Source organism: Bacillus sp. FSL M8-0025, assembly GCF_037975475.1.
Classification (GTDB): Bacteria; Bacillota; Bacilli; order Bacillales; family Bacillaceae; genus Bacillus; species Bacillus subtilis.
On the sequence record NZ_CP150258.1, the window covers coordinates 1,820,461 to 1,835,694 of the forward strand.

Below are 15,234 nucleotides of genomic sequence, written 5' to 3' on the forward strand. Positions count from 1 at the left end.
ATTGCCGGCTTTTGATGATGTTTATTGGCCGGGAACGGAATTTTCTGCGTTGACAGCGCCCGCTCCGTAGATATTCGGATCTTCATCTTTCCATTTGTCCGTGCCGTTTTTCAAAAGCTCTTTTACTTCATCAGGGGTAAGATCCGGGTTTTGCTGAAGAATTAAAGCTGCGATTCCTGCGCAAATCGGTGTTGCCATCGAGGTTCCTGACATTGTAAAGTACTGAGACCCTACACGGCTTGACTTTTGGAGCTTATCAATATAAGAATTCGGAGAGCGAAGGGAAATAATATTAACACCCGGCGCTAAAATATCGGGCTTTTCTTTCCCATATACTGTCGGGCCGCGGCTTGAGAAGGAAGCGACAGTATCATCATCGCTGCTTGCAGTATTGTTATCGTCAAGCGCACCTACTGTAATCACCTTTTCGCTCACGCCCGGGCTTGCAATGGTCTGCGAATCAGGGCCTGAGTTTCCGGCAGCGACACAGACGACAATCCCTGCGCTCCACGCTTCCTCAACCGCTCTGACTAACGGATCTTCCTGTTCATGATCATATCTAAGGGCATCGCCCCCGAGCGACATGCTCATAATATCAATCGGTTCATCGGGGTTGTCCTCATTGTATTGAATACACCACTCAACACCCTCTATAATATCTGCTAACGTTCCTGAACCCTGCTTGTTTAATACCTTTACGCCGATGAGATTGGCTTCCGGTGCAGGTCCGCGGTATTGACCGGAAGAGGATGCACCGCTGCTTGCGACATCACCTGCACAGTGTGTGCCATGACCATTATCATCGTACGGCTCTGTTTTTTGATTGACCATGTCCGCGAATCCGATAATTCTTCCTTCTAGATCAGGATGCGGGTAGATTCCTGTATCGACAACAGCGACAGTAACACCTTTTCCTGTCAGGGTTTGCCCGTTTCTGACGACTTCCTTCGCATGGCTTGCTTCGGTTGCCGTGTCTAAAAGCGCTTTGACTTCGCGGTTTAAATACACTTTACGGATATTGCTGCATTCAGAGAGAAGGGAATGTAATGCTGAAGGAGTAACCTCGGCGCTGCAGCAGTTGATTTTGTTGAAGCGGCTTTTTAGCTTGCTGCGTTTTTCTTTTTGCAGCACCTCTCCAGCCATTTGAAAGCCGGTCTCGTGACAGCCTTCCTCAAATTCGATAATGACTGACATTTTTTTTCTGTTTTGCAATTTGGTTTCGAAAAATTTATGCAAGAAGCAAGGAGTCCATTTGAAGGGCTTGTAAAGTTGCAATACGGTTTCCCGTAACGGCCAATCTAGCTTGTGAGCATTTGCTCTCACCATTTGTACCATAGAGTACCCAAACATGTATTTTCCTCCTATTATAAGGTTCTCTGTATACTCTATGAACAGATGATAGGTTTGGTAAGTTTGTTTGTCCTCTGTAAGAGACAGACAAGAGTTTGTTTTTCTGAATCTTTCGCATTAGATACGATAGATTCAGAAGCTGAGGAAATCATTGGGGATTGAAAAAGAACGTTTGTTCGTATTATAATGTGATCATATCAAACTGGGAAGGGGAGAGCAACCGTATGAATTTCTACTTGCACCGATCTTTGGAAAGCCAAATGCCAATCAGCATTATATATATGAAGAAAGACGGAACGATTAGTAAAAGAACGATTATTGTGAGACAGAAAAGCAAAACGAAAATCAAAGCATTTTGTTTTTCGAAACAACAGATCAGAACATTTTTATTGGACTCTATCCTCTCCTGTGACTTTGTGAGAACAAATAAGCAAAATCTCTATTCTGCAGGCCGGTAACAGCTGTCCGTCTCAGCAACCGGGCAGCCTGTTACTAAAACCCTCCTTAAACCTATATACATTTATTTGCCAAGTGAGGTTGTTCCTACCTTTTTTGTCTTTCCTCTCAACCTTTTTTCACTCTTATTTGAAATGAACCGCTAATAACCGTGACAATCAATTGATTTTTTGAAACCGGGAACTTTTTCACTGATGATATTGTGTATACAATGGTAAGATAAAACCTATTGGCTAAACCTCATATAATGAACCGCGCCATTCTTATGAAAGGAGTTAAACATGAGAAGATTTTTACTAAATGTCATATTAGTCTTAGCCATTGTCTTGTTCTTGAGATATGTTCATTACTCATTGGAACCAGAACCATCAAATCAGCCAGATACATATTCAAATTTCAGCAGCTTGGCAGAGAATGAGAGCCCAGCCGATTACGATATTTCATATAATGAGAAAAAAGGAAGCAAAGTCTTAATTATGTCTCCGCATGGCGGAAGAATTGAAGGCGGAGTAAGTGAGCTTGTGCGTTATTTCAATAATGAATACTCTACATACCTATTTGAAGGGTTGAAGTCCCATGATAACCAAACACTGCACATTACAAGCACCAACTTTGATGAGCCATTGGCAAAAAAGAAAATCAAGGAGCATCAATATGTGGTGGCTTTTCACGGATATAAAGGAGAGAACAAGAATACCCTTGTAGGGGGAACAGACCGAAAGCGGGCGAAAATGATTGTGAGAGCCCTTGAGCGGAGAGGGTTTTCCGCTGAGTTAGCGTCGTCTAAAAGCGGTCTTGCTGGATTGAATGCCGAAAACATTAATAACCAAGGGGAAACGGGGCTAAGTATCCAGCTGGAAATCAGCCGTGAGCAGAGAGAAGCATTTTTTGATGATTTTTATTATAAAAATAGAAAATACACAAAGAACAGTGAATTTTATGCTTATGTCAGTGCGATCAAAGGTGTCCTGGAAAAAGAGTATTCGTAACAAGCAGATCAGAAGACAAAATAAGAGAAGATCAGTAGACTGAAATAGGATAAAAAAGGAGGCAAAACAATGGCAGATCATCATTTTTATTTAAAAGCGAACTGGCCGGGTAACCGTAATGATGTCGGTACGATCGAAAGCGGAAACCTGATCACATCGATTTCCATTCCTAAAGAAATGGATGGCCCGGGAGAAGGGACCAACCCAGATGAAATGCTTCTCGGGGCGGCAGCGACCTGTTACATTATTACACTTGCAGCGATGATGGAGAGAAGCGGGCTGGAAAAAGAAGACTTACAGATGGAGTCAGAAGGCATTGTCGACGTCACAAAAGGAGTCTTTACATACAAAAAGATCATTCACCGTCCCTCTGTCGTGCTTAAACATGATGCTTCACAAGACGACGTCGCATTGGCGCACAAGCTTTGTAAAAAAGCGGAGTCGTCATGCATGATTTCGCGTGCAATTCAAGGAAATGTCGAGCTGCAGCTTGAAACCTCTGTGAAACTGGGTGGAGAATAAAGAAAACAGACGGTCACTCACAGGCCGTCTGTTTTTTATCTTCAGCGTGGGCTTTCGATTGATTTAGCACGACCACGCCTGCAATGACAAGCGTGAGACCGAATACACCTTTTAAACTGATGGTTTCGCCAAAAAGCAAAAACCCGACAATTGCTGTAAGCGCGGTACCAACGCCCGACCATGTTGCATACGCGCTTGATAAGTCAATTGTTTTTAAAGAAAAGCTTAGAAACGTAAAAGCAGAAAGAAATCCGACTATGACTCCGGCAATGGGCCAGGCTTGTGTAAATCCTTCTGAAAGCTTCAACATCGTGCTCCCAAACACTTCAGATACAATGGCGAGAGCCAAATAAAGCAATCCTCTCATCTTCATCACTCCTTTACGGCCAATTAAGTAACACGACCCCTGATAGTAATAAAAGAATCCCGATAAGCCCTTTGGCATTCAGATCTTCCTTGAACCATTTTACTCCGATCACTGTCGTCAGCACCGTGCCTGCCCCGCTCCAAGTCGCATAGGAGAGGCTCAGGGGAATATGGTTTAAAGTCAGGGACAGCATATAAAAGGCGAGGGAATAGCCAATAACGACCAAAGCACTTGGCTTCCACTTTTTGAAGCCATCAGATACTTTCAGCATGGCTGCTCCTATCGATTCCGAACATATGGCAATCGTGAGGAATATATATCCTATCAACATCATGAATTCTCCTCACTATATTTTTAGATTAGAAAAAAAACTTCAGCTAGAAAAATATTAGTGTATGCCTATGTATGAGTCAAGAGATTCATTTTCACACACTTAAAAAGACCCCTTTTTAAGGGGCCTTTTGCGTTTAATAATAATAAGGGAACGGGGCATACGGATAATAGGGGTATCCGCCATAAAAATAAGGATTAAATAAAGCGCTTCCTATAAGCCCGCCTGCAAGGCCGCCGATAAACGGTCCTCCAAAAAATCCGAATGGCCGGCCAAACCCATAACCAAATCCGGGTCTTCCAAACCCGTAACCGAACCCGAACGGTCTTCCAAACCCAAATGGTCTCCCGAATCCGAACGGTCTTCCAAATATTCTTGTATCTTCAGGGCTGAAATGCTCTAACTCGTTCATGTTTTCTTTCCTCCTGTAATAAAGTGTAGATGATGCAGTGTATTCACCCTGCCCGGATTTGATTGGGCGAATCGAGAAAAAGGAGGATGTGAACACATTGGGCCTGTATCAGTCTGACTGGTCAAAAGCACCGCCCCACGCACATGCCTATCATGTCAAAACAACGAGAGAACAGGGCCATTATCATCTCATTGAAGGGTTTACTCAGCCGGCAAACGGATCAAATACCGATCAGCATACACATTACTATACAGGGATCACTTCATTTGAAAACGGCCATTTTCATCGGTATTACGGAATCTCAGGGCCGGCGATTCCCTTAGCAGATGGCACACATTATCATGAAATCGAAGAAACGACATATCTGGCCTATAACGAGCCGATTGAGATCCAGTACGGAGGGGTTGTGTACGATCCCGGAGATGACAGAAGAAAAACGCATCGTCATACCCTGAAAGGAAAGACAAGGGAAATTGTCGGCAATGAGCCGCTCGGCTGGTAGAAGGATGTTTACCGATGCAAAAAAAGGGCAAAATGGATAGGTGGTTGTCCATGTTGAATGCTATAATGGGGGGAGATTTATAAAAGAGAGTGATACATATTGAATAATACGAAGCAGCCCGTTGTCATTTTAGTCGGACCGACGGCAGTGGGGAAAACCAATTTAAGTATTCAGCTAGCCAAATCCTTAAACGCGGAAATTATCAGCGGAGATTCGATGCAGATTTATAAAGGGATGGATATTGGAACAGCTAAAATTACCGAACAGGAGATGGAGGGAGTGCCCCATCATCTGATTGACATTTTAGATCCCCAAGACTCTTTCTCTACTGCCGATTATCAAAGCTTAGTAAGAAATAAAATCAGCGAGATTGCAAATAGAGGAAAGCTTCCGATGATTGTCGGCGGTACAGGGCTTTATATACAATCTGTGCTTTACGATTATACATTTACGGAAGAAGCAAATGATCCCGTGTTTCGAGAGAGCATGCAAATGGCCGCTGAGCGGGAAGGCGCTGACTTTCTTCATGCCAAACTTGCTGCAGCAGATCCCGAGGCAGCAGCTGCGATTCATCCGAATAATACAAGAAGAGTCATTCGCGCACTGGAAATTTTACATACGTCCGGAAAAACGATGTCCCAGCATTTGAAGGAACAAAAACGAGAACTTCTGTACAATGCAGTGTTAATTGGCTTGACAATGGATAGAGACACGCTTTACGAAAGAATTAATCAGCGGGTCGATTTGATGATGCAGTCAGGCCTTCTTCCGGAAGTGAAACGCTTATACGACAAGAACGTGAGAGACTGTCAATCAATACAGGCGATAGGCTATAAAGAGCTGTATGCATATTTTGACGGTTTTGTGACACTTTCCGATGCTGTCGAACAGCTAAAGCAGAACTCGAGGCGGTATGCGAAACGCCAGCTGACGTGGTTTCGCAACAAAATGCAGGTCACATGGTTCGATATGACACCGCCTGTTGATATGGAGCTGAAAAAAAAGGAAATTTTCACACATATAGCAGGAAAACTCGAACTTTAATCGAAACTGTATGATATAGAGAATCAAGGAGGACGAAACATGAAACCGATTAATATTCAGGATCAGTTTTTGAATCAAATCCGGAAAGAAAATACGTATGTCACTGTTTTTTTGCTGAACGGCTTTCAGTTGCGGGGCCAGGTGAAAGGCTTTGATAACTTTACCGTATTGTTGGAATCGGAAGGTAAGCAGCAGCTTATATATAAACATGCGATCTCAACGTTTGCGCCGCAAAAAAACGTCCAGCTTGAACTCGAATAGATCAAAAAATGCCATGTCAAGACATGAGGAAAGGCTGCCGGGGGTTCCCGGCGGCCATTTTTAACATTCATCCACTTTTGCTCCAAGCTTTTTGTGTAAGCTGACCATGCCAAGGCACGGTCTTTTTTTATGAGAACAACATACGGAAGTGAAAATGGTATATTATGTATAAAATGAATTTGGGGGTGATCGACCTTGTTTGAAAGTGAAGCAGAACTGAGACGAATCAGGATTGCACTTGTATGGATAGCTGTCTTTTTACTGTTCGGGGCGTGCGGGAATCAAGATACCATTATTGAAACAGACAGCGGCAATTCAGACTATGAAACGCCTCAGCCCACCTCGTTTCCACTTGAACATAACCATTTTGGCGTTATGGAGGACGGCTATATCAAAATTTATGAGTATAATGAGTCCCGCAATGAGGTAAAGCTGAAGAAAGAATACGCGGATGATGAGCTTGAATAAAATTCACAAGCATTCGAATTTACAAAGCGGATGCCAGCCGCTAAACTAAATACAGACACAGATCAAACAGAGGGTGAAAACATGAAGCATAAAGTGATCGTGAATCATTGGGAAGAAATTTGCGAAGATGATTCTTGCTATGAATACGGAACAAGTATCATTGTGAACGGAAAAGAATTAATCAGAGAAGCGTCAATTATCACTGCTTTGAAGGCGGTTTTAGAAGAGATCGGCGCGGATGTTGAAATAGAAGAAACAGTAGAGAGCGAAAAATGCTGTGATAGCTTAAGAAAAAAAAATCTAGACTACTAAGCAGTTTTTTTTCATGTTATGATAAACATCGGCTAAAAAACGACACCCCGAGTAGGACGAGAGATGATTCTCGTTCTGCTCTCTTTTTTGGGCCCTAATGAGTCTGCCCATTTGCCTGATTTGATCAAAATATGAATTTTTCATAAAAACGAATCTATATATTGTGTTTTTGCTAGAGGGTAGTATACTATATATAGTGTTAGTGATGAGAGATTCATATTTTTTGATAGGTCGTGATAAAACGTGGTACAAATCATATTTGATTCGAAAACAGGGAATGTTCAGCGGTTTGTGAATAAAACAGGCTTTCAGCAGATACGCAAGGTGGACGAAATGGACCACGTGGACACTCCGTTTGTTTTGGTCACCTACACGACAAACTTCGGCCAGGTACCGGCATCAACACAATCATTTCTCGAAAAATACGCCCATCTCTTATTAGGAGTCGCTGCGAGCGGCAACAAAGTATGGGGCGATAACTTTGCAAAAAGCGCCGATACCATTTCAAGACAATATCAGGTGCCGATCTTGCACAAATTTGAACTCAGCGGCACATCTAAAGACGTTGAATTGTTTACTCAGGAGGTAGAAAGAGTTGTCACAAAATCAAGTGCCAAAATGGATCCAGTTAAATAACGAAATCATGATCCAAAAAGATGGGAAATTCCAGTTTGATAAGGATAAAGAGGCTGTACATAGCTATTTTGTAGATTATATCAATCAAAACACAGTCTTCTTTCACGATTTAAAAGAGAAGCTGGATTATTTGGTTGAAAATCAATACTACGAAGAGGAATTCTTAAGCCTTTATTCTTTTGAAGACATTAAAGAAGTGTTTAAGACAGCTTACGCTAAGAAGTTTCGTTTTCCTTCCTTCATGAGTGCGTTTAAATTCTATAATGACTATGCTTTGAAAACGAATGACAAGAAAAAAATCCTCGAGCGTTATGAGGACCGGATCTCAATTGTTGCGCTGTTCTTCGCTAACGGCGACACTGAGAAAGCAAAAGAATATGTAAACCTGATGATCAATCAAGAATATCAGCCGAGCACACCGACATTTCTGAACGCCGGCAGAAAACGCCGCGGTGAACTTGTGAGCTGCTTCTTGCTGGAAGTCAATGATTCCTTAAATGACATTTCAAGAGCGATCGATATCTCCATGCAGCTTTCTAAGCTTGGCGGCGGGGTTTCTCTTAACCTGTCCAAGCTTCGCGCGAAAGGTGAAGCCATTAAAGATGTTGAGAATGCGACAAAAGGCGTTGTAGGCGTCATGAAGCTTCTTGATAACGCGTTCCGTTACGCTGACCAAATGGGACAAAGACAAGGGTCCGGCGCGGCGTATTTAAACATTTTCCACCGCGATATCAATGATTTTCTTGATACGAAAAAGATTTCTGCGGATGAAGATGTGCGTGTCAAAACGCTTTCGATCGGTGTTGTCATTCCGGATAAGTTCGTTGAGCTTGCACGCGAGGACAAAGCGGCTTATGTATTCTATCCGCACACGATTTATAAAGAGTACGGCCAGCATATGGATGAGATGGACATGAACGAAATGTACGACAAGTTTGTCGACAACCCTCGGGTGAAAAAGGAAAAAATCAACCCGCGGAAACTGCTTGAAAAATTGGCGATGCTTCGTTCTGAATCAGGCTATCCATACATCATGTTCCAAGATAACGTCAATAAAGTGCATGCGAATAACCATATTTCCAAGGTCAAATTTTCTAACCTTTGCTCTGAAGTGCTGCAGGCATCTCAAGTTTCTTCATACACAGACTATGATGAAGAAGATGAAATCGGTCTGGATATTTCCTGCAACCTGGGTTCGCTTAACATTCTCAATGTCATGGAGCATAAATCAATCGAAAAGACAGTCAAGCTTGCGACAGACTCTTTAACACACGTGTCTGAAACAACTGACATCCGTAATGCGCCTGCTGTAAGACGGGCAAACAAGGCGATGAAATCAATCGGCCTCGGTGCTATGAACCTTCACGGCTACCTTGCGCAAAACGGCATTGCGTATGAAAGTCCGGAAGCGCGTGATTTTGCAAACACGTTCTTTATGATGGTGAACTTCTACTCCATCCAGCGTTCTGCGGAAATCGCAAAAGAGAAGGGCGAAACGTTTGATCAATATGAAGGCTCAACCTATGCGACAGGTGAATACTTTGACAAATACGTTTCTACTGATTTCTCACCGAAATATGAAAAAATAGCTAATCTGTTTGAAGGTATGCATATCCCGACGACAGAGGACTGGAAAAAGCTAAAAGCATTTGTGGCTGAACACGGTATGTATCACAGCTACAGATTATGCATTGCGCCGACAGGCTCTATCTCATACGTTCAATCAAGTACGGCGTCTGTTATGCCGATTATGGAACGCATTGAAGAACGAACATACGGCAACTCAAAAACGTACTACCCAATGCCTGGGCTTGCATCTAATAACTGGTTCTTCTATAAAGAAGCCTACGATATGGACATGTTCAAGGTTGTGGATATGATCGCCACTATCCAGCAGCACATTGATCAGGGAATCAGCTTTACATTGTTCTTAAAAGACACAATGACGACCCGTGATTTAAACCGAATCGATCTGTATGCACATCATAGAGGTATTAAAACCATTTACTATGCAAGAACGAAAGATACTGGGCAAGACAGCTGCCTTTCTTGTGTTGTTTGATTAAAGGAGAGTTTATAGTGACAAAAATTTATGACGCAGCAAACTGGTCAAAGCATGAAGACGATTTTACCCAAATGTTCTATAACCAAAACGTGAAACAGTTCTGGCTTCCGGAAGAGATTGCTTTAAACGGCGATCTCCTCACATGGAAGTACCTCGGAAAAAATGAGCAGGACACTTATATGAAGGTACTGGCCGGACTTACGCTTCTTGACACAGAGCAGGGGAATACGGGGATGCCGATCGTGGCTGAACACGTAGACGGCCACCAGCGGAAAGCGGTGCTGAACTTTATGGCGATGATGGAGAACGCTGTCCATGCGAAGTCGTACTCTAATATTTTCATGACCCTTGCACCGACTGAAACGATTAATGAAGTATTTGAATGGGTTAAACAAAATAAATATTTGCAGAAAAAAGCGCAAATGATTGTCGGGCTTTACAAAGCCATTCAAAAAGATGATGAAATTTCACTGTTCAAAGCGATGGTTGCTTCCGTCTATCTGGAAAGTTTCCTTTTCTACAGCGGTTTCTATTATCCGTTATATTTCTACGGACAAGGAAAACTGATGCAAAGCGGTGAGATCATTAACCTGATCCTTCGTGACGAAGCGATTCACGGCGTGTATGTCGGTCTCCTTGCTCAGGAAATTTATAATAAACAGACAGAAGAGAAAAAAGCAGAGCTTCGTGAATTTGCGATTGACCTTCTGAATCAGTTATATGAAAATGAGCTTGAGTATACAGAGGACTTGTACGATCAAGTCGGACTCTCACACGATGTAAAGAAATTCATCCGCTATAATGCGAATAAAGCGCTGATGAATCTTGGATTTGATCCATACTTCGAAGAGGAAGATATTAATCCGATCGTATTAAACGGATTAAACACAAAAACAAAATCGCATGACTTCTTCTCTATGAAGGGGAATGGTTATAAAAAAGCGACAGTTGAGCCGCTCAAAGATGATGACTTTTATTTTGAAGATGAAAAAGAGCAGATATAATATCTGCTCTTTTCGGCTTGAAGATTCAAATGAGGAGGACGCAGTACCCATGGGAAAAATGGACGAAATGATTTTAGTTGCCCCGCGCGATGATGTGTTTAAGAAAGAAAGCTTAACCTTCCAGGGCGTGTACAGTGAAGATAGCAGAGTAGCCGAAATCATGGCTCAGATTGAAGCGGCCTATCGTGAAATGAGAAGAGGGGACGCAGAAGAAGATCCGCGTTTCAAGCAGCCGATACCTTATGTCGTCATTAAGCGTGAAGATGAAGTTTTTCTTTACGAGCGGCTGGCTGGCGGCGGTGAATCACGACTGCACAACAAGCTTTCTCTCGGCTTTGGCGGTCATATGAACGCCATCGAAGGGGCAGCTTCATTTGCTGAAGTCTTAAAGCTGAACACAGACCGTGAGCTTGAGGAAGAACTGCAAATAAATGAAGAAGATAAACAGGCGATTGTCACACTGGGATTGATCAATGATGATGAAAACAGTGTTGGCAAAGTGCATATCGGTATTCTTTCTGCGCTTCAATTAAAGCCTGGCGCACAAGTGGAAGTGAAGGAGAAAGAACAAATTGCGGGTAAATGGATGAAAGTTTCTGAATTAAAACAGGATGACATCTACAACCGTCTGGAAACATGGTCACAGTTTGTTGTTGATATTCTTGAATAAAAAAACCCGGTTTCTCGCGATGAGGAGCCGGGTTTTTTTATGAGACGCTCGTCCCCGTCTCGGCTATGATTCTAGGATCACAATAGCGTCAAAGCCGGCATTTTTCGCTCTGGCAGCGAGGGTGTCTGCATTGTCTTTGGATGAAAATGCGCCAATCTGCACTTTGTATAATCCGTCCTTTAAAAGGACAATCGAGTCAAAACCTTTGGCTTCGGCTTTACTTGCGAGCGAGTCGGCATTCGCTTTGACTTTAAATGCGCCGATTTGAACCTTATATAACCCTGAGCTGGAAGTCTTTTTAAGATTAAAGGCTTGCTCCAGCCCGTTTGCATGTCCTCTCGCTAAGCTTTGAATAAAACTGCTCGTTTTCAGCTTATTTGCATCGGAAACGGTATCAATGAAGCCGTTCTCGGTCAAGAGGGCAGGCATTGCCGACTCCCTTAGGACGTGGAAGTTCGCTGTTTTTTTGCCGCGATCGGCAAAGTCGACAGCTTGTATCACTTCAGAGTGAATTGCCGATTGATAAGTCGTCGTCGGGGCTCCTACATCTGGATAAATATAGCTTTCAAAACCTGTGCCTCCCCCGGAATTAACGTGAATGGACAAAAAGAAATCTGCTCCCCAGTTATTTGCGGCATTTGTCCGGTCGTTTAAGCTGACATATTGGTCGCTTGTCCGGCTCAGCAGCAGAGAAACGCCTTCATATTCATTAGTTAATATCGTACGTAAGGCTAAAGCGATTTGCAGGGTTAACGTTTTTTCCTGAAGGCCATTACCTGTTGCGCCTGGATCAGACCCGCCATGGCCAGGATCAATAAAAATTTTAACCATTTTTCATCACCTCATTACAGGATATGAAAAAACACGGCTTCTGCTTGTACGATTATCATTCAACTGAAAAATGAGGAAATAACCCTTTCACATCCGGAAATTATTTCTCGGGAAAGCGCACAATTCAACATGAAGCGACAACAGATACGGTCTGAAATGAAATATGTACATATACCATATGTTTGTATGTACTTTGAGTTCGGTTAACCTGCACTGATTCCTGCTGGTTTTAAGCTTTGCGTTCATATTAAATCAAGCATTTGAAACGTAAATTGATGAGAAAAGCTCCTTTCATTAAAGACACCCCTTTATAAATCGAAAAAAAGAAAAACACTTCAGTTATCTTAGGGCGGGTAATACGCTTCGTACAAAAAACAGCCCGTTGCATGAAAAAAGGATTGGCGAATGGAGAAAATAATGAGAAAGAAGCTCACTATAATACTTTGACAAAATGATTAAAAACAAAATCTCATGGTTTGTCCACCCCATGTCCGTGAATACAATAAGAAATAAAGTATTTCTCGGGAAAGCGCAGGATTCCTTATTGTTCCCGAAAAAAGCAATTGTTTCGACACATGATAGGCGTTTGTCACAATCGGCATCCGCTTGAATATCATATAGAGAGAACAGAGAGGTGAAGATGTTGGAGCGCGCTGTGACTTATAAAAACAACGGACAGATCAACATTATTCTGAACGGGCAAAAGCAGGTGCTGACGAATGCTGAGGCAGAGGCGGAATATCAGGCTGCATTGCAAAAAAACGAAGCAAAGCACGGCATTTTGAAGGAAATCGAAAAAGAGATGAGCGCATTAGTTGGGATGGAGGAAATGAAACGCAACATCAAGGAAATATACGCCTGGATTTTTGTGAACCAAAAACGCGCGGAGCAAGGCTTGAAGGTTGGAAAGCAAGCGCTGCACATGATGTTTAAAGGAAATCCGGGAACGGGAAAAACGACGGTTGCACGGCTCATCGGCAAGCTGTTCTTTGAAATGAATGTCCTGTCAAAAGGCCACTTAATAGAAGCGGAGCGGGCTGACCTGGTCGGGGAGTATATCGGACACACCGCCCAAAAGACGAGAGATTTAATCAAAAAGTCATTAGGTGGCATTTTGTTTATAGACGAAGCCTACTCGCTGGCAAGAGGCGGCGAAAAGGACTTTGGGAAAGAAGCGATCGACACACTTGTAAAGCATATGGAAGACAAACAGCATGAGTTTATTTTGATACTCGCCGGATATTCACTGGAAATGGATCATTTTCTCTCGTTAAATCCCGGTCTCCAATCAAGATTTCCCATCTCCATTGATTTTCCGGATTACTCTGTGACCCAGCTCATGGAGATTGCGAAACGAATGATCGATGAAAGGGAATACCAGCTCAGTCAAGAAGCGGAATGGAAATTGAAAGATTACTTAATGACAGTGAAAAGCACGACAAGCCCCATTAAATTCAGCAATGGACGTTTTGTCAGAAATGTGATCGAAAAATCGATCAGAGCACAAGCCATGAGGCTTTTAATGGGAGACCAATACTTAAAAAGCGACTTGATGACCATCAAAAGCCAAGATCTTTCCATTAAAGAAGAAGCATCTGGATCTGCATAGACCTCTCAGTTTTTGAGAGGTCTGTTTTTTGCTCGTATTTCCGCTTTTCAAAGCAATCGATTTGTGGTATACACATGCAGGGTTTGGTATGATAATACTACTGCCCAATATGCAAAAGAAAGGAACATCCATTTGAACGAACAAGAAACGATTCAGGAGAAAGCCATTTTAGTCGGATGTCAGCTGCCGCATATCACGGATGAGCATTTTGAAAATTCTATGGAAGAGCTAGCATCTCTGACGAAAACAGCAGACGGAAAAGTACTGACCAGCGTCACACAAAAACGGAACAGGGCTGACGCCGCTACATATATAGGAAAAGGGAAGGTAGAAGAGCTGAAGGCACTGGTGGAAGAGCTTGAAGCTGATCTCCTCATCTTTAATGATGAACTGTCGCCAAGTCAGCTGAAGTCATTGGCAACAGCAATTGAAGTGAAGATGATTGACCGCACGCAATTGATATTAGATATTTTTGCAAAGCGGGCGAGAACGAGAGAAGGCAAACTTCAAATTGAGCTGGCTCAGCTGCAATATGCACTGCCGCGTCTGACGGGACAAGGGATCAACCTTTCCCGGCAAGGCGGAGGAATTGGGGCAAGAGGTCCCGGGGAAACGAAACTGGAAACCGACCGCCGCCATATCAGAAATCGCATTCATGAAATCAACACACAGCTTTCCACTGTCATTCGCCATAGAAGCCGATACCGTGAAAGAAGAAAGAAAAACGGTGTGCTTCAAATTGCGCTTGTCGGCTATACAAACGCAGGGAAATCAACATGGTTCAACCGCCTGACGAGTGCTGACAGCTATGAAGAAGACCTCCTGTTTGCCACGCTCGATCCAATGACCAGAAAAATGGTCCTGCCAAGCGGCTACAGTGTTCTTCTTTCAGATACAGTAGGATTTATTCAGGATCTTCCGACGACATTGATTGCTGCATTCCGCTCAACGCTTGAGGAAGTAAAAGAAGCGGATTTGATCCTGCATTTAATTGATTCTTCAAATGAGGATTATGCGGGACATGAAAAAACAGTGCTTGGGCTTCTCGAGGAGCTTGAAGCAGATGATATCCCGATGCTGACGGCTTACAATAAACGTGATCAAAAACTGCCTGATTTTATACCGTCCGCCGGAAGGGATCACATTATGGTCAGTGCGAAATTTGAGGACGACGCTGCAGCCTTTAAAGAAGCGATTCAGCGCTATTTGCGCCAAGAACTGTTAACGTCTTTTGAAGCACATGTGCCGGCAAGTGAAGGGAAGCTCCTTTCCAGAATCAAATCGGAAACGATGGTAGACCGCTTCTATTTTAATGAAGAAAATGAACAGTATGACATATCCGGCTATGTCCAAGAAGAGCAAAGTATCATCGGTGAATTAAAGAAGTATATGTAGGAAGGAAAAA

At 42.9% G+C, this 15,234-nt stretch carries 19 protein-coding genes; 14 read left to right on the plus strand and 5 right to left on the minus strand.

Annotation, left to right across the window (positions count from 1 at the left end):
* Window positions 1-21 precede the first annotated feature (21 nt).
* Window positions 22-1,350: a serine protease AprX gene (aprX, locus tag MKX38_RS09145; RefSeq protein WP_009967303.1), complete on the minus strand. Its 1,329-nt coding sequence runs from the start codon at window positions 1,348-1,350 to the stop codon at window positions 22-24.
* Between the two features lie 224 nt (window positions 1,351-1,574).
* Between aprX and MKX38_RS09150 the strand changes: the two genes are divergently transcribed.
* The 3 genes from MKX38_RS09150 (at window position 1,575) to MKX38_RS09160 (ending at window position 3,317) form a co-directional block, all read left to right on the plus strand.
* A complete protein-coding gene (locus tag MKX38_RS09150) occupies window positions 1,575-1,808 on the plus strand; it encodes a hypothetical protein (protein ID WP_014476869.1) in 234 nt (77 codons plus the stop codon).
* 279 nt (window positions 1,809-2,087) lie between these two features.
* Window positions 2,088-2,795: a poly-gamma-glutamate hydrolase family protein gene (locus MKX38_RS09155; protein ID WP_003245758.1), complete on the plus strand. Its 708-nt coding sequence runs from the start codon at window positions 2,088-2,090 to the stop codon at window positions 2,793-2,795.
* A gap of 69 nt (window positions 2,796-2,864) precedes the next feature.
* Window positions 2,865-3,317: an OsmC family protein gene (locus MKX38_RS09160; RefSeq protein WP_339189234.1), complete on the plus strand. Its 453-nt coding sequence runs from the start codon at window positions 2,865-2,867 to the stop codon at window positions 3,315-3,317.
* 13 nt (window positions 3,318-3,330) lie between these two features.
* Here MKX38_RS09160 and ebrB read toward each other — a convergent pair whose 3' ends face one another.
* From ebrB to MKX38_RS09175, 3 genes are all read right to left on the minus strand, one after another.
* A complete protein-coding gene (gene ebrB / locus MKX38_RS09165) occupies window positions 3,331-3,684 on the minus strand; it encodes a multidrug efflux SMR transporter subunit EbrB (RefSeq protein ID WP_003245163.1) in 354 nt (117 codons plus the stop codon).
* A gap of 13 nt (window positions 3,685-3,697) precedes the next feature.
* The gene (gene ebrA, locus MKX38_RS09170) at window positions 3,698-4,015 is read right to left on the minus strand and encodes a multidrug efflux SMR transporter subunit EbrA (protein ID WP_009967307.1); all 318 of its coding nucleotides are present in this window, start codon (window positions 4,013-4,015) and stop codon (window positions 3,698-3,700) included.
* A gap of 136 nt (window positions 4,016-4,151) precedes the next feature.
* Entirely contained in the window at window positions 4,152-4,427 is a 276-nt protein-coding gene (locus MKX38_RS09175) for a hypothetical protein (protein WP_029317825.1), read from the minus strand.
* Window positions 4,428-4,515: 88 nt separating this feature from the next.
* Between MKX38_RS09175 and MKX38_RS09180 the strand changes: the two genes are divergently transcribed.
* The 9 genes from MKX38_RS09180 to MKX38_RS09220 all read left to right on the plus strand — a co-directional run bounded on the left by MKX38_RS09180 (window position 4,516) and on the right by MKX38_RS09220 (window position 11,389).
* A complete protein-coding gene (locus MKX38_RS09180) occupies window positions 4,516-4,929 on the plus strand; it encodes a YmaF family protein (RefSeq protein WP_003231769.1) in 414 nt (137 codons plus the stop codon).
* 99 nt (window positions 4,930-5,028) lie between these two features.
* A complete protein-coding gene (gene miaA / locus MKX38_RS09185) occupies window positions 5,029-5,973 on the plus strand; it encodes a tRNA (adenosine(37)-N6)-dimethylallyltransferase MiaA (protein ID WP_003245569.1) in 945 nt (314 codons plus the stop codon).
* A 39-nt stretch (window positions 5,974-6,012) separates the two neighbouring features.
* Window positions 6,013-6,234: an RNA chaperone Hfq gene (gene hfq / locus MKX38_RS09190; RefSeq protein ID WP_003221097.1), complete on the plus strand. Its 222-nt coding sequence runs from the start codon at window positions 6,013-6,015 to the stop codon at window positions 6,232-6,234.
* A 195-nt stretch (window positions 6,235-6,429) separates the two neighbouring features.
* Window positions 6,430-6,702, plus strand: a complete 273-nt coding sequence (locus MKX38_RS09195) for a YmzC family protein (protein WP_014479841.1) — start codon at window positions 6,430-6,432, stop codon at window positions 6,700-6,702.
* Window positions 6,703-6,783: 81 nt separating this feature from the next.
* Complete coding sequence (locus MKX38_RS09200; protein ID WP_003245262.1) at window positions 6,784-7,014, plus strand: hypothetical protein; 231 nt, start codon at window positions 6,784-6,786, stop codon at window positions 7,012-7,014.
* 243 nt (window positions 7,015-7,257) lie between these two features.
* Window positions 7,258-7,650: a class Ib ribonucleoside-diphosphate reductase assembly flavoprotein NrdI gene (gene nrdI, locus MKX38_RS09205; RefSeq protein ID WP_003231758.1), complete on the plus strand. Its 393-nt coding sequence runs from the start codon at window positions 7,258-7,260 to the stop codon at window positions 7,648-7,650.
* Entirely contained in the window at window positions 7,610-9,712 is a 2,103-nt protein-coding gene (gene nrdE / locus MKX38_RS09210) for a class 1b ribonucleoside-diphosphate reductase subunit alpha (protein WP_014479842.1), read from the plus strand. Before nrdI ends, nrdE begins: the two co-directional genes overlap by 41 nt.
* 17 nt (window positions 9,713-9,729) lie before the next feature.
* On the plus strand, window positions 9,730-10,719 hold the full coding sequence (gene nrdF, locus MKX38_RS09215) for a class 1b ribonucleoside-diphosphate reductase subunit beta (protein ID WP_003231754.1): 990 nt from the start codon (window positions 9,730-9,732) through the stop codon (window positions 10,717-10,719).
* A 49-nt stretch (window positions 10,720-10,768) separates the two neighbouring features.
* Entirely contained in the window at window positions 10,769-11,389 is a 621-nt protein-coding gene (locus MKX38_RS09220; protein ID WP_003245105.1) for a hypothetical protein, read from the plus strand.
* Window positions 11,390-11,452: 63 nt separating this feature from the next.
* Here the strand turns inward: MKX38_RS09220 and cwlC are convergent, their stop codons facing one another.
* Complete coding sequence (gene cwlC, locus MKX38_RS09225; protein WP_326248383.1) at window positions 11,453-12,220, minus strand: sporulation-specific N-acetylmuramoyl-L-alanine amidase; 768 nt, start codon at window positions 12,218-12,220, stop codon at window positions 11,453-11,455.
* Window positions 12,221-12,860: 640 nt separating this feature from the next.
* On the opposite strand from cwlC, the gene spoVK reads away from it, so the two are divergent.
* Both spoVK and hflX read left to right on the plus strand, forming a co-directional pair.
* The gene (gene spoVK / locus MKX38_RS09230; RefSeq protein WP_339189237.1) at window positions 12,861-13,829 is read left to right on the plus strand and encodes a stage V sporulation protein K; all 969 of its coding nucleotides are present in this window, start codon (window positions 12,861-12,863) and stop codon (window positions 13,827-13,829) included.
* Between the two features lie 132 nt (window positions 13,830-13,961).
* Window positions 13,962-15,224: a GTPase HflX gene (hflX, locus tag MKX38_RS09235; RefSeq protein WP_029317828.1), complete on the plus strand. Its 1,263-nt coding sequence runs from the start codon at window positions 13,962-13,964 to the stop codon at window positions 15,222-15,224.
* Window positions 15,225-15,234: the final 10 nt, after the last annotated feature.